The 15,068-nt window shown below is 37.8% G+C and carries 12 protein-coding genes and 1 pseudogene; 10 read left to right on the top strand and 3 right to left on the bottom strand.

Annotated elements, in window-relative coordinates; translation table 11 throughout:
• Positions 1-20: 20 nt before the first annotated feature.
• The gene (locus KG708_RS09300; protein ID WP_213609112.1) at positions 21-455 is read right to left on the bottom strand and encodes a transcriptional repressor; all 435 of its coding nucleotides are present in this window, start codon (positions 453-455) and stop codon (positions 21-23) included.
• An 83-nt stretch (positions 456-538) separates the two neighbouring features.
• Here KG708_RS09300 and KG708_RS09295 point away from each other — a divergent pair, with 83 nt between their 5' ends.
• The 8 genes and pseudogenes from KG708_RS09295 (at position 539) to KG708_RS09265 (ending at position 6,042) form a co-directional block, all read left to right on the top strand.
• Entirely contained in the window at positions 539-1,159 is a 621-nt protein-coding gene (locus KG708_RS09295; protein WP_213609110.1) for a MarC family protein, read from the top strand.
• 122 nt (positions 1,160-1,281) lie between these two features.
• Positions 1,282-2,214, top strand: coding sequence for a tRNA dihydrouridine(20/20a) synthase DusA (dusA, locus tag KG708_RS09290; RefSeq protein WP_301003367.1), 933 nt, complete (start codon positions 1,282-1,284; stop codon positions 2,212-2,214).
• Between the two features lie 236 nt (positions 2,215-2,450).
• Complete coding sequence (locus KG708_RS09285; protein WP_213609106.1) at positions 2,451-3,131, top strand: PspA/IM30 family protein; 681 nt, start codon at positions 2,451-2,453, stop codon at positions 3,129-3,131.
• Positions 3,132-3,141: 10 nt separating this feature from the next.
• Positions 3,142-3,348, top strand: coding sequence for a PspC domain-containing protein (locus KG708_RS09280; RefSeq protein WP_013463970.1), 207 nt, complete (start codon positions 3,142-3,144; stop codon positions 3,346-3,348).
• Positions 3,349-3,358: 10 nt separating this feature from the next.
• A pseudogene (locus KG708_RS17600) lies at positions 3,359-3,685 on the top strand (hypothetical protein).
• A 78-nt stretch (positions 3,686-3,763) separates the two neighbouring features.
• Positions 3,764-4,273 (top strand): copper chaperone PCu(A)C, encoded by a 510-nt coding sequence (locus tag KG708_RS09275; protein WP_213609104.1) that lies wholly within the window; start codon positions 3,764-3,766, stop codon positions 4,271-4,273.
• Positions 4,274-4,281: 8 nt separating this feature from the next.
• Positions 4,282-5,268, top strand: a complete 987-nt coding sequence (locus tag KG708_RS09270; protein WP_213609102.1) for a DUF2333 family protein — start codon at positions 4,282-4,284, stop codon at positions 5,266-5,268.
• Positions 5,269-5,271: 3 nt separating this feature from the next.
• Complete coding sequence (locus tag KG708_RS09265; RefSeq protein WP_213609100.1) at positions 5,272-6,042, top strand: TIGR04219 family outer membrane beta-barrel protein; 771 nt, start codon at positions 5,272-5,274, stop codon at positions 6,040-6,042.
• Positions 6,043-6,118: 76 nt separating this feature from the next.
• On the opposite strand, the gene KG708_RS09260 is transcribed toward KG708_RS09265, so the two are convergent.
• Together KG708_RS09260 and KG708_RS09255 are read right to left on the bottom strand one after the other, a co-directional pair.
• Positions 6,119-7,000 (bottom strand): TIGR03899 family protein, encoded by an 882-nt coding sequence (locus KG708_RS09260; RefSeq protein ID WP_213609098.1) that lies wholly within the window; start codon positions 6,998-7,000, stop codon positions 6,119-6,121.
• On the bottom strand, positions 6,969-7,517 hold the full coding sequence (locus KG708_RS09255; RefSeq protein WP_213609356.1) for an SRPBCC family protein: 549 nt from the start codon (positions 7,515-7,517) through the stop codon (positions 6,969-6,971). The genes KG708_RS09260 and KG708_RS09255 overlap by 32 nt, the downstream gene beginning before the upstream one ends.
• 300 nt (positions 7,518-7,817) lie before the next feature.
• Between KG708_RS09255 and KG708_RS09250 the strand changes: the two genes are divergently transcribed.
• Positions 7,818-10,001, top strand: coding sequence for a YgiQ family radical SAM protein (locus KG708_RS09250; RefSeq protein WP_213609096.1), 2,184 nt, complete (start codon positions 7,818-7,820; stop codon positions 9,999-10,001).
• 293 nt (positions 10,002-10,294) lie between these two features.
• Positions 10,295-15,061, top strand: a complete 4,767-nt coding sequence (locus KG708_RS09245) for an EAL domain-containing protein (RefSeq protein WP_213609094.1) — start codon at positions 10,295-10,297, stop codon at positions 15,059-15,061.
• Positions 15,062-15,068 lie beyond the last annotated feature (7 nt).

Raw genomic sequence — 15,068 nt, 5'->3', positions numbered from 1 at the left:
GTATAGCTACTGCCACTTGATTATGCTCGACAAGATTTACATTTACCATGCGCTTCTATTGTTTGTCCTGATACCACAAAGCCACTTTCTGCTGCTAAGTTGTTGAGTTCATGTGAAATGACCGTTGAGTGCAGCTCTTTAACAAACCCACACGTATCACAAATTAGCAATTGGACGGGATGAATATGATCAAAGTGGTGACACAGCATAAATGCGTTAGTGCTTTCGATTTTATGAATAAAACCGAGTTCAGCTAAAAAATCTAAAGCTCTGTATATGGTGGCTGGTTTTGCCCCTGCCTCTGTAACTTTTAATTGTTCTAATAGGTCATATGCCCCGACGCCGCCTTGGGCGCTGGCTAATAAACGAAAAACCTTTTCACGGATTGGCGTAAAACGCGCACCACGGTTGCCACATATTTGTTTTGCTTTACTCACGAGTGATTCTATATTCATCTTCTCTCATCCTTACGCTGCCATGATATACTAACATACTGTTTTGTAGTTGCAGCGTTTTATTAATAAAAAGGTATTCATTAATGCATGAACTATTAGCGATATTTATTTTCTTTTTTGCGGTCATTGACCCTATCGGCACGATCCCGGTTTTTATCGCCGTAACTCGGGGTGATGACGACAAATTTAAGCGTAAAGTGATATTTAAAGCGGTCGGTGTATCTGCTTTAGTGTTATTATTTTTTGTGGTTGCCGGTGAGCAGTTACTCAATGTTATAAATATTCCGCTTCCTGCATTTCAGATTGCAGGTGGTCTCATTCTTCTGATTTTTGCACTCTCCATGACATTTGGTGAGAGTAAGCCTGAGGCTGAAATTAAAAGCGTTCGTGACAGCACAGAAACAGCTATTTTTCCATTAGCAATCCCCTCAATCGCCAGTCCTGGTGCTATGTTAGGTGCTGTTTTAATGACGCGTAATGAAGAATACACTTGGGTTGAGCAAATAATTACCTCATCAATGATGCTCGCCGTTTTAGTGGTGGTACTTATTTTGTTATTACTTGCTACGCATGTACATAAAATAATAGGTGATAGTGGGGCAAGTATTATTAGTCGAATTATGGGGCTAATTTTAAGCTCAGTCGCGGTAACCAATATTTTAAACGGTATTGCGCAATACTTTGGCTTGCAGGTGTTTGCTTAACATTGCTGCGCATGGGGCTTTTGTGTAAAATGCAGCGCCTTTTAAGCTGTGCTTAAATTATAATTTTTGAGGACTACATTTTGGATAAACGTACTTTAAATCGACGCTTTTCCGTTGCCCCCATGCTCGATTGGACTGATCGCCATTGTCGTACGTTTCATCGTAAAATGACAAAACATACCGTGCTCTACACTGAAATGATTACCACAGGTGCTATTTTATTTGGTCGTGGTGACTACTTGCATTTTAATCAGCACGAAGGGCCAGTGGCGCTGCAGCTTGGAGGCTCAGATCCGCACGCGCTTGCACAGTGTGCCAAACTTGCCGGTGAACGTGGTTATGATGAAATAAACCTCAATGTAGGGTGTCCGTCAGATCGTGTGCAAAATGGGCGTTTTGGTGCCTGTTTAATGGCAGAGCCTGAACTTGTAGCTGAATGTGTTGCTGCAATGAAAAGTGAAGTTAATATTCCGGTTACGGTTAAAACGCGCATTGGTATTGATGAGCAAGACTCCTATGAATTTTTATGTGCCCTCATTGAAGCATCACATAAAGTAGGCTGTGATGATTTTATTATTCATGCCCGTAAAGCATGGTTAAAAGGGTTGAGTCCAAAAGAAAATCGCGAAGTTCCTGAGCTTAACTACCCCCGTGTTTACCAGCTTAAAAAAGATTACCCACAACTTGATTTAAGCATTAATGGCGGTGTTAAAACCATTGAGCAAAGTCTTGAGCACTTACAGTACATAGATGGAGTAATGGTTGGCCGCGAGGCTTACAGCAACCCCTTTATGCTAAATGAAGTGGACGAAAAAATATATGGTGACGCTGCTAATACTCAGTCACGTCATGATGTTGTGCGCGCTATGTATGATTACATTGAAGAAGAGATGCGTTTAGGCGCTAACTTTTGGCATGTTGCCCGCCATATGTTAGGTATTTTTCAGGGGCAACCCGGTGCGCGTGGTTTTAGACGCCATTTATCTGAACATGGCCATGGCAAGCAAGCTGATTTGAGTGTTATGGATAAAGCACTAAGTTACGTACCCGAATAACAGATCCTCTGTATAGAAAAAAGTCACCTCAGGTGGCTTTTTTTAAACCCAAATTTTGGTCAAAAGTTTAATTTATTAGCCAATTCGACTTAATTTTATTCAGTGGTGAGTCATTAATTTACCCGCCAATAATCATTTAACCATATGATATTAAATGAAAATAAAACCATTTTAAGTTGTTGGCATAACTCTTGGAATCCTGTTGATGTATAAATAAAAATCATCAGGAGAATAACATGGGCATATTTAATCGCGTAAACGATGTCATTCAAGCAAATATCGTAGCTATGCTTGATAAAGCAGAAGACCCAGAAAAGTTACTCAATTTAATGCTTACTGAAATGCAAGAAGCGCTTAATGAGTGTCGTAGTACGGCAGCTGCACTTTTATGTGAAGAAAAGAGCATTAAACGTCAAATAAGTAACAAACAGCAAGCACTCGCAAATTGGCAATTAAAAGCGGAGCATGCTGTGGCAAAAAATCGTGACGATTTAGCTAAATCAGCATTAGCCGAAAAACACACAGTTGAACAAAGCATAGAGTGCTTGCAAACGCAGCTTGAGGCATTACAACAATCGATTACTAAAATCACAGAAGACTGTGAGCGCTTACAGCAAAAAATGACGCAGGCAAAAGCAAAACAAGCACAACTTTCAAAGCGTGAAAACGTAGTTGAGGCAAGGGCAAAAATAAATACGCAACTACAAAGCGATAAAGTGGCTTTTGCCTTATCACGATTTGAGCAAATAGAGCGTCGTGTTGAGAGTGTGGAGTCGCAAGTTGAAGCGTATGAGCTCACAGACACGGCGAGCAATACAGCTATGCAAATTGAGTCACTGGTTAAAAACGAAAAAATTGATGCAGAACTGGCTAGTTTAAAAGTAAGTTTAAATACTGCGAACAAACAAACAGCTTAAGGAGATTGTTATGAATAGTTTTAATACACACCGTCGTTGGTACAAAAACACGCTTAACAAAAAAATATCAGGCGTCTGTAGTGGGTTAGCTTACCGACTAGACTTTCCGGTATGGTCTACTCGCTTAGTGACTGTTTTATTATTTTTAAGTTTTCCGTTTGCAGTGGCGCTAGGGTATTTAATTGCGCATTGTTGTCTTGAAGAAAAAGCAGTGTAAGGAGAGCAGCATGAAAACATTCGCCGTATGCCTACTTGTTGTTGTATTGTTTTTGATCAATAGCGGTTCAATTATTCACTTTGATGTGTAGCAGTTTCCGCTATGGATCTCAGATATTAGTTGGACAGGTTTAGAGCTCATTGGTGCATTAGTTGCTATTATCGTTGTTATTGCGATTGTTGCTTTAGTGACGATGGGATTAGTTGGCGCGGCGATAGTGGCACTGGCTGGTACTATTTTAGCTTTTTTATTCGGATCTCTGATGATTGCTTGGCCATTATTGTTTGTAGCAGGGCTGTGCTGGTTAATCGCAGATAACAAAAAAGTAGTCTCTTGAGCTTAAATTAGCTGCCTTACATAAAGGAACTATGATAAATTTAAATTATATTTTTTTGTTTTAACAAGGATTTTACTGATGATTAAACAATGTATTTCGATAGCAAGTGCATTAATGATGGGTGTTTTTTCGTCTTCGTTAATGGCGCACGAAGGACATGAGCACGACAATGCTGTGGCGCAATTACAAGTAACACATGCTCAAGTAAGGGAGTTTTTACCTGCAACTAAAGCCAGTGTGGGTTATTTTAGTATTAAGAACCACAGTGATGTACCGGCAACGTTAACTAAAGCGACAATTGATGGCTTAGGGCGTGTTGAGATTCATGAGCACGTTCACGCTGATGGCATGATGAAAATGCAAAAAATAGACTCATTGCTTATTAAAGCCCATCAACAACTTGAGTTTAAACCTGGAGGCTATCACCTAATGGTGTTTGATCCGCAAGAACCGTTAAAAGTAGGTCAACAACGTAAACTCACGCTATATTTTGAAGACGGGAACCGAGTATTTACCAATGCAAAAGTCGTTTCATTAGCCTCACAAGCAGAGCCGGTAAAAGCATCGAAAGATCATAGTCATCATTAGGGGGATAAATGTCATATATTAAAAGCAAAATAACCGCCGCAATAGCTGCAGTATTGATTATATTTTATGTCATTGCTGTGTATTGGAGTATAGAGCCTGCACAATTTGACGTTTTAGAAAACGCTAAAGAACAAGCACAGCAGCGTAATGAGCAACTGGTTACAGGTTACATAACAACGTCAGCACTCATTACCGTTGCCGATACGCTATTAAATAAATCTGGTGGTTACCTTTCAAATGACGTTTTACCGCCAAGCGTAATAATGGATAATATGCCGTCATGGGAATATGGGGCATTAGAAATGGTTCGCGACTTATCGTTATCTATGCGAAAAGATTTTAGCCGTTCTCAGTCACAATCTACAGAACATGAAGCACTTAAAAAAGCACAGCCACAATTTAACATTAGTGCTCAAGCTTGGGCATTCCCCAGTGCAGAAGGTGAGTATCAAAAAGGCATTGAACACCTTATTGTTTATCGAACTCAAATAGCTAACGATGAGTCGCGTGAGAGCCAATTTTATGCCCGAGCTGATAACTTACGCAGTTGGTTAAAAGAGGCCGAAAAGCGTTTAGGTAGCCTAAGCCAAAGGTTAAGTGCAAGTGTAGGTCAAAAAAAGGTGAATACAGACTTAGCTGGTAATTCATCAAATAAGCAAGCAACACTCGCGCCTTTACAACAACAAGTAAGAACACCTTGGTTAGAAATAGATAATGTTTTTTACGAATCGCGAGGTGCCACTTGGGCCTTACTGCATTTTTTACAAGCAGTAGAGTACGACTTCAATGATGTACTTGAAAAGAAAAATGCCCGCGTTAGCTTGCAGCAAATCATACGAGAGCTTGAAGCAACTCAAGAAACGGTTTGGAGCCCAATGATATTAAATGGTAATGGGTTTGGTTATGTCGCCAACCATTCACTCGTTATGGCAAATTATATCTCTAGAGCCAATGCGGCTCTTATTGAACTGAGCGAATTATTAGCGCAAGGATAAAAAATGAAAAAGTATTGTATAGCAGCAGCCTTATCAATGGCATGTTTAGCACCTGTAGCACAAGCCGACACAATATTAGGCCTGTATGTAGGGGTTGATGGTTGGAAAGCCGATAATGAAGGTAGCTTTTCTGATAACAATAACGCCCTACAAAACTTCAACTTTGACGACGAAACTTTTGTAAGTTATTACGCTGCGCTTGAGCACCCAGTGCCATTAGTGCCAAACTTAAAGTTAAAATACACTGAGCTTGAATTAAACGGTTTAACTTCGCTTGAAAGTACATTTACTTTCAATGGCACTGATTATGTTGTGGGGACTGATGTCAATTCAGTGACTGACTTATCGCATATTGATTATATTTTTTACTATGAAATTTTTGATAACGACTTAATTTCTATTGATTTAGGTATAAATGCTAAGCAGTTTGATGGCGAGGTGGTTGTAACAGGTACTTCGCAACAAGACGGTACTAATCATACTGAGCTAAAAGAGTTTTCTGGCATTGTACCCTTAGCATATGGACGCTTTGAAGCGGGTTTACCATTCACTGGTCTAAGTGTATTTGCCGAAGGCAGCTTTTTAGCTATTGATGATAGCAAAGTACAAGACTATCAAATGGGTATTGCATGGGAGTTTATTGACAATTTAGCCGTTGATGTTGCAGTTAAAGCGGGTTACCGCTCAATGACCTTAGAGCTTGATGATGTTGATGATATTAACACTAATATTGATGCATCGGGGCCGTTTGCCGGTATTCAGGTTCACTTTTAATTAAAGTATTATTTTGAGCCACCTTGTGTGGCTCTTATTTTTAAAAGCTAACACACGTTTTAGCCATCCCTTTCTGCTATTTTAAAGAATGCCACACTAACTCAAACTCCCCCTCAAATGCGGAACCAATTAACTGTTTATATACTTTGTTAATTGGGTAGTTCATTAATCTAAAAAGCTCATCACCTGTTTGTGTATACTTATAATAGCTAAGCACTAAGTCGTTACTTTTTGCTTTTAAGGTTAACTTTTGCGACAAAAAAGAGAGAGTTATTTCTTGTCCTGCTTTTAGCGCAGCAGACTCTATTTCTTTACGATACAGTAAGTTTAAATCCATTAAAGTTAATATATCTGGAAAACTCACGCCGCTTTTGCCTATGCTTAATGACACTTTATTACCCTTACCTAATAAATCAAATAACGAGGGTTTTTTGTAATAGCCTAAAAATATTAAATGGCTATTATCTTTTTCGTTATACCCTGAAATAGACACACATTTTCTTAATGAATCGGCTTCGCGTTGGGTCATATGTTTGAGTGTATGTAGGCTTTTAATAGAAAATGTACCTGGGTTAATAGTTTCGCCAGTAAAAATTTTTGCCCATAACACCTGCATTGATTGATTTGATGTATCTTCACATAAGGCAATAAAGTGCTCCACCCAATCGGCATCAGGTTGTTTTGCGCAAGCAACATCCGGGCAAAATTCCATTGCTAAGGCTAAAATCGTTTCGATATTTTGTTGTTGTTTGATCAGTAGTAGATCTTGTCTTTTTTGTGCACGCGCTAAAATTGAATGATCGCTATTGATACGATAGAGCGATTTAGCCTTACCTTGAGGGTTATAGAGTTTTTCATCAGTGGCAGGTGTATTACTTACTTTTGTTACCGAGTAGCCAAGCAGTGTCTCAATAATATTAGCAAGTTTAATTCTGGCTTGTGCGGTTTTGGTTGTCATGGCTTTCCATTATTGTTTGTGCGTCACTGAGTTGAGCGACCGTTTTTAAATTATTTAGCCCTAAAGTGGTTATATTGCCTAATATACTTTCTGCCAATATAGCAACATAGCCAGAAATAAGCGGCACTGTTGCTTGCCCTTCAATATGCCAAGTGACGGTTTTTGTATTTGGGCTAAATAGTAATGTGCTAGTGATAATATATTCTTGATTAAATAGCACATTAAATGCAACTTCATTAGCGCTGAGTGACGATATAGTCATTTCTCCATAGCCCCATTTGCCTTGCCAAGATTGATAGGCTCCTACGCCAGAGCTCGGTTCGCCAATATTAAACTTAATATTAGGGTCTATTTGCTGCCACGGCGACCATTTGTACCACTGGGTAAAGTCCTCCACTAATGACTTTATAACAGGAGGGCGTGCATTAATTTTTATACTTTTTTGCACGTGATAACTTTGCGGTAACAGTAATCCCACAACAATAAAAACCAATAGGAAAATGGCAGAAAACTGGATTAATTTTTTAAGAAGTTTAATAGGTATGCCTCATTGGTTTTAATATTACAGCGTCTATGAATTGTTAATAATCACAGCTTATTTAATAGTTTAGCTTAGAGCTGCGCATTTTTGTTTATTTTATCTGCTTAAAACAATTCTAAAAGCAGACATTAGCAGTAATTAGTTTAGATGATATTTTTGTTTTAGTATTGCTATAAAAGTAGGCGGTTTTTAATCACCACCTTACATTTTGAGCTATATCAACGTGGATGTCGATAGGGTATAATTCGCGCCTTTTGTTATTGAACGGCCAATTTTATGAGCACATTAAAAGCTGATCGCGCCTTATTTTCATACCCTAAGTACTGGGCTGAATGCTATGGCACAGCGCCATTTTTACCAACAACACGTGAAGAAATGGATGCACTCGGCTGGGATAGCTGCGATATTATTATTATCAGCGGTGATGCTTATGTAGACCATCCTAGTTTTGGGATGGCCGTAATTGGCCGAGTGCTAGAAGCGCAAGGTTTTAGAGTGGGCATTATTGCTCAACCAGATTGGCACTCTAAAGATGCGTTTATGGCATTGGGTAAGCCTAACTTATTTTTTGGTATTACAGCCGGTAATATGGACTCGATGATTAATCGTTACACCGCTGAAAAACGAATGCGCCATGATGATGCATACACACCAGGAAATGTCGGCGGAAAACGCCCTGATCGCGCAGTGATTATATACTCACAACGTTGTCGTGAAGCCTATAAAGAAGTGCCATTGGTTTTAGGTGGTATTGAGGCTAGCTTACGTCGAATTGCCCATTACGATTACTGGCAAGAAAAAGTCCGTCGTAGCGTATTATTTGACGCTAAAGGTGATATTTTAATTTATGGTAATGCCGAACGCCCGTTAGTTGAAGTAGCGCATCGTATCGCTGCCGGTGAAACCATAGATACCATACAGGATGTGAGAGGCACGGCAGTTATTCGTAAAGAGCCTTTGCCTGGTTGGCGTGGCAGTGACTCAACAGCGATTGATAAAATTGGTAAAATAGACCCTATTCCTAATCCTTATGGGGCGGATGATGTTGGCTGTGCTAAATCAGAATTTAAGCAAGCCGGCATTGATTTACAAGCTGAAGCTGCAAAACCAATTACTATCCAGCCTGCGCGTCCTAAGCCATGGGAAAAAACCTATGTTAAACTGCCCGCATTTGAGCAGGTTAGTGTTAATAAGCCTTTGTATGCCCATGCATCACGTATTTTGCACCAAGAAACCAACCCAGGTTGTGCAAGGGCGTTATTTCAGCGTCATGGGGATCGTTCTATTTGGGTAAATCCGCCCGCATATCCACTTGAAACCCAAGAAATGGATGATGTGTTTGGTTTACCTTATCAGCGTATACCACACCCAAGTTATGGCGATAATAAAATTCCCGCTTACGATATGATTAAAACCTCGGTAAATATTATGCGCGGCTGTTTTGGTGGTTGTTCGTTTTGCTCTATTACCGAGCATGAAGGACGCATAATACAAAGCCGTTCTCAAGAATCAATTATTGAAGAGATAGAACAAATTAGAGATAAAGTGCCGGGCTTTACTGGGGTTATTTCTGATTTAGGCGGGCCAACTGCAAATATGTATAAACTGCGTTGTACCAGCAAAAAGGCAGAGAGTACGTGCCGTCGCTTGTCGTGTGTTTATCCTGATATTTGTAAGCATATGGATACCGACCACACACCCACTATCGACTTATATAAAAAAGCGCGTGAGGTGAAAGGGATCAAAAAGATCCTCATTGCTTCAGGCGTGCGTTATGACCTTGCAGTGCGTGATCCTCGTTACGTTAAAGAGCTAGTAACCCATCATGTTGGTGGATATTTAAAAATAGCACCCGAGCACACAGAAGACGGCCCATTATCTAAAATGATGAAGCCGGGTATGGGTGCCTATGATGAATTTAAAGCGCTATTTGATAAGTACTCAAAAGAAGCGGGTAAAAAGCAGTATTTAATTCCATACTTTATTTCTGCTCACCCAGGGACTAAAGATGAAGACATGGTAAACATGGCTTTGTGGCTTAAGTCGAATGACTTTAAGCTTGATCAGGTACAAAATTTTTACCCATCACCTATGGCGAACGCGACCACTATTTACCATACTGAAATGAACTCACTACGTAATATTAAAAATAATACTGAGCAAGTACCTGTGCCTAAGGGAGCGCGTCAACGTCGATTGCATAAAGCGATTTTGCGTTACCACGATCCTGCAGGTTGGCCTATGATCCGCGAAGCCCTGCGTAACATGGGCAAAGCCAAGCTTATTGGTAAAGGGCCTAACTGTTTAGTCCCTGAAGAAGGTCGAGATGAAAGGCAAACTCAGGGCGGCAAAGGTAACAAGGGCGGTCGTCCTGCGCTGACTCGCCATACAGGATTTAGTCAGTTTAAAAAAGCCAACACTAAACCTAAGGTGGGCGGTAATCGCCAGCGCGCTAAATAAGCTGAACTTAGATTAAGTAATTAGCATACATTAAAACGCCGTGTATTTACGCGGTGTTTTTGCAACTACAGCAAAAGCTATGGGAAATTTCAGTTGCACAAAATACCATTAGCTGCTATCCGTGGTGTATAGATTATAGAGTAAGCATAGAATCTTGAATGCCCTTGTATTGATGATTAAATTAACCTTAATTACGAGTATTAGTTTTTTCAATTCCAACCATATCACGCATATCTTTAGTCAATTCCAGTTATATTACGCATATCTTCCATGTTAAAAAAGGCTATTTAAAATTGATAAATATAAAAAATAAGCATCATATAAAAAATATAAGATTAAGTGTTTTTTTCAGTAGCATATTACTTCTTATTAGTGGTGTGATTTTTTTTATTTTTGATAAGTTATTTGTAGTTACTAATAATACCTACGGAGTTATTTTCTCTTTAAATACTGCTGTTTTAATATTTTTAACAACCGTTCTACTTATTGCTATCACTCAAAAATCTCATTTAACTATTAAAGCTAGTTTATCGGCGATAATAGTCTTATTACTATTTAGCTCTTCATTTACACCCGTTCACTTAAATTTCATTGATAGTATGCCTTGGCAACAATCCGCTTGTTGGTCCTTAGTATTGGTAGGATGCATTTGTAAATTAAGAAAAGAGAGCGGAATTTATAATAAAATTAGCTTAATTTGTTTTGTTTTTTTAAGTGGAGGATTACTTGTTTCACTATCACCTATTGACATAGGTTGGCTAGGCAAAGAGTTTTCAACCTCTCTTTCAGTAACAAATAATATAAAGTTTTTTTTATTATTTGTTACTTTTGCAGGAATAACTGTTTCTCCAAGTCTAAACTTAGACTTAAAAAAATATTTTAGCGAACCTCTAGCTTGGCTAGCTACATTGATAACTATTATAACTATGCTGCTTTGGTTTAGCTTTATGTATCAGTTAGAGTCGGGAAACCAAAAAGTGGTACAAAAAACCATAGTTAAGTTTCAAAATCAAACTGAACAATTACTAAACAGGCATAACGAACTTATTGCAAGACTTGCTGAGCGTTTTGAACTATCTAATATGACTCAACAACCAGGTGATTTTTTACTTGATTCTGGAACCTATATCCGTGATTTTAATTACTTAGATTATATTGGCGTATTAGATGCGCAGGGAAGAATTTACTCTTCCAGTAGTAAAAATATTTTTACCCAGCAATGGTATGATAATTATCTCACTAAAAACTTCTCCTCTTTATCTAAAAATATCATTACTCATAAAGATACAGGGACTGTATTTTATTATAACAATCAGATAGACCATACATTTATTGTGGTTCCATTAGCTCATAGTGAAAAGCCAGAACTGCTAGGCATAATCACCGTTATTGATATTAAATCCGTAATGGAGTCAATTATTCCTTTAATTACTCCTAAAGGTTATTTTTTAGAATTTGGCTATAAAAATAGACCTGAGGCGATGATTAATCAACTTGACTCAAAAGTTAATTATTACCTAGTGAGTGAGCATCACTTGACTTCATTAAACTCGATAAATTGGAAACTGAGAGTTTACCAAAGTCCAGAACATGAGGGCAGTTACCTAATTTTATCCTCTAGCATTACTTTTATTGCAGGTTGGCTTGTATGCGTACTTTTACTGCTTTCACAGCAATATCAAATGCAAATTAAAAAACAAAGACAAAGGCTTAGTAGAAAAAATGAAAAGTTATTGTCAAGCCTTGCATTACAAAAAAGATTACAAACACAGCACGTTCAATTTATGGAAAATTCAGCGGATATCTTATGTGTTGTAGATAATAATGGAAAGTTTTTAGAGGTTAGTAAATCTAGTCTAAATATACTCGGTTATGAATCCTGTGAGTTAAAAAACAAGCCCTTTATGGATTTTGTGCACCCTGATGATAAAAGTATAACAAGTGATGAAGTTAAAAAGTTATTTAGTGGAAGTGCTACGCAGTATTTTCGCAATACTTATATCCATAAGCAAGGTCATAAAATACATTTAATGTGGTCAGCTAAATATATTCAAAGCACAAACACATTATATGCGGTTGCTAGAAATATTACAGAACTCGTAAGCGTAGAGCGCTACCAAAGTGCTCAGCAAGAGGTTTTAAAGCTGATAGCGCTTGAAAAACCATTGCATGAAATATTGCATAAAATTTGTTTAATGGCTGAAGAACATAGTCCATGCGTTAAAGCCTGTGCAATGACAAAAACAGATAATAAGCTAAAACTTGCCGCGGCTCCTTCTTTGGGTAGACAATATCACACATCTTTTTCTAGCATAAAATTAACAAGCCCCGCAGGTTTTGCTACCCACTCAAACAGGACTGTAATATGTGATAACACAGAAATTTCTCCTTTATGGCTTGACTATAAACACTTGTTATTAAATGAAAAGCTATTCGCTAGTTGGTCAAAGTCTATATTAATTAGAGGAAATGAAGTACTTGGCACTTTGACATTCTTTTGTAACGAAAGAAGGTCACCGAGCTCAGAAGAAGAACAACTATTAACTAACTGTTGTCGCTTGGCGGCAAACGCTATTGAACGCTCTCAACAAAAATATTTACTAATGCAAAGTGAACAGAGATTTAAATCACTTTATCAGTTTAATCCCGAACCCGTTTATGTTCTTGATGAGCAAGGTTATTTTAAAAGTGTAAATGAACCGGGTTGTAATTTATTAGGCTGGCCTTTATCAGATTTAGTTAAGATGCATTTTAGTCAAGTTATTCTTAGTCAGAGGCTTACTGAGGTATCTGCATTTTTTGCAAATGCGTTAAAAGGGGAAGCTACAAGTTTTGAAACAAGCATAATCAATAAAGCTGGAGAACAGCATGAATTACACGTTGTAATCATACCGACTTGGATAGACGGTCAGATCACAGGTGTTATAGGTATCGCTAAAAATATAACGCAAAGTTTATATACGGAAAAACAGTTAAGATTGTTTAAAAGAGCTGTTGATGCTAGTTCAAATGGCATTGTTATAACTGATATCACTCAGCCGGATATGCCGATATGCTATGTAAACAGTGGTTTTGAAAATATAACGGGATACAACACAGTTGAAGTCACGGGAAATAATTGTAGATTTTTACAAGGAAAGGAACGTGATGAGTTGGCTTGTGAACAAATTCGCTCTGCAATAAAAGAAAAGCGAGAGTTGAATATTATATTAAAAAATTATCGAAAAGATGGGAGTGCGTTTTGGAATAGTTTATTTTTATCTCCTGTACCTGATGAGTCAGGAATAATAACTCACTACATTGGAATTCAAAAAGATATAACAGAGCAAAAAAAATATGAACAAGAGCTCGCTTATAATACCTCACACGACTTATTAACCGGTTTACCAAATAGAAGTCTTTTGCTTGATAGACTATCACAAAGTATTAACATCAGCTCAAGGCATAAAGAAAGAGTGGCTATCCTTCTTATTGACTTAGACCATTTTCATTTAGTAAACGATAATTTAGGACATTTAATTGGCGATGAAGTTATTCGACAAATGACTATTCGCATAAAAGATAAAGTTCGTGTAGGCGATACGTTGGCTAGAATGGAAGGCGACGAATTTATTTTATTACTACCTGATGTTAAAAATGAAGCTGAATTAACCAAGGTTATAAAAAAATTATTAAACATGATATCAATGCCATTTGAGGTCGACGGACATAAAGTACAAATATCAGCGAGTATAGGTGTAAGTATCTCTGATGATTTATTGAAAGAGGCAACGGCTCTAATAAGGCAGGCGGATTTAGCCATGTATGAGGCAAAGCAGCAGGGTCGTAATAACGCTCAGTGGTACAACGTAAGTATGGAAGATAAGTTTAATAAACGACTAGACTTAAGGGGCATGTTGAAAAAAGCATTAGCTAACCATGAGTTTGAATTATATTACCAGCCACAAGTTGAAGCTGGAAGTGGACGTTTAATTGGTTTGGAAGCTTTACTTCGTTGGAAGCATCCTAAATTAGGGATGATAGGCCCTGATGAGTTTATTCCTATTGCTGAAGAGATGGGGTTAATAGCTGAAATAGGTCAATGGGTTCTTAAAAAAGCCATGTTGTATAATTACTCTCTCCAAAAACGTGGCTTAGCTAAAATAGTAATGGCAGTAAATTTATCTTCTTTACAATTTCAACGAGAAGACTTTGTTCAGCAGTTGAAAATTGCTATAAGTGAATCTAAATTGGCACCCAAGTGGTTAGAACTAGAACTTACAGAATCATTACTGTTTGAAAATATTGATCAAGTAGTGCAAAAGTTACAGGAAATAAAACAATTAGGTGTCAGTATTGCAATTGATGATTTTGGTACTGGTTTTTCGAGCTTAAACTACTTAAAACGGCTACCTATTGACCGAATAAAAATTGACAAATCATTTACCCGTGAGCTAGTAACTGATCATAAAGATGGAGCAATTATTCGTGCAATTATTGCGATGTCTCATCAATTAGGTCTGAAAGTTATTGCCGAAGGCGTTGAAACAACGTCTCAAGCAACGTTGTTACATAAAATGTTATGTGACGAGTTACAAGGATATCTTTTTGCAAAACCGTTACCCATAGAGTTGCTTGAGATTTTTATTGAGGAGTATCTACCTAACAGTGATACACAGACCCATAATGATTTACCAACATTATTACTCGTTGATGATGAGGAAAATATATTATATTCCTTACAGCGAGTATTGAGGAAACAGCCATATAAAGTTTTTACATGCAAAAGTGCTGTGGAAGCATTTGAATTATTAGCATCCAATGATGTACAGGTGGTTTTATCAGACCAAAGGATGCCTCAAATGAACGGAACTGAGTTTTTAAGTCGTGTAAAAGACATGTATCCAGATACAGTTAGGTTAGTTTTATCTGGGTATACAGACCTTCGAACAGTTACAGATGCAATTAATCATGGCTCTATTTATAAATTTATTACAAAACCTTGGCAAGATGAAGAGCTTAAAAAAGAGCTGAAATCAGCATTTAACCTATATAAACAAAGAGTTAATAAAAGTGATTGAGTGGAGC

Source organism: Pseudoalteromonas sp. (assembly GCF_018402495.1).
Classification (GTDB): Bacteria; Pseudomonadota; Gammaproteobacteria; order Enterobacterales; family Alteromonadaceae; genus Pseudoalteromonas.
Note: the sequence above shows the minus strand (reverse complement) of the source record. Positions and strands in the feature narration are given on the sequence as shown.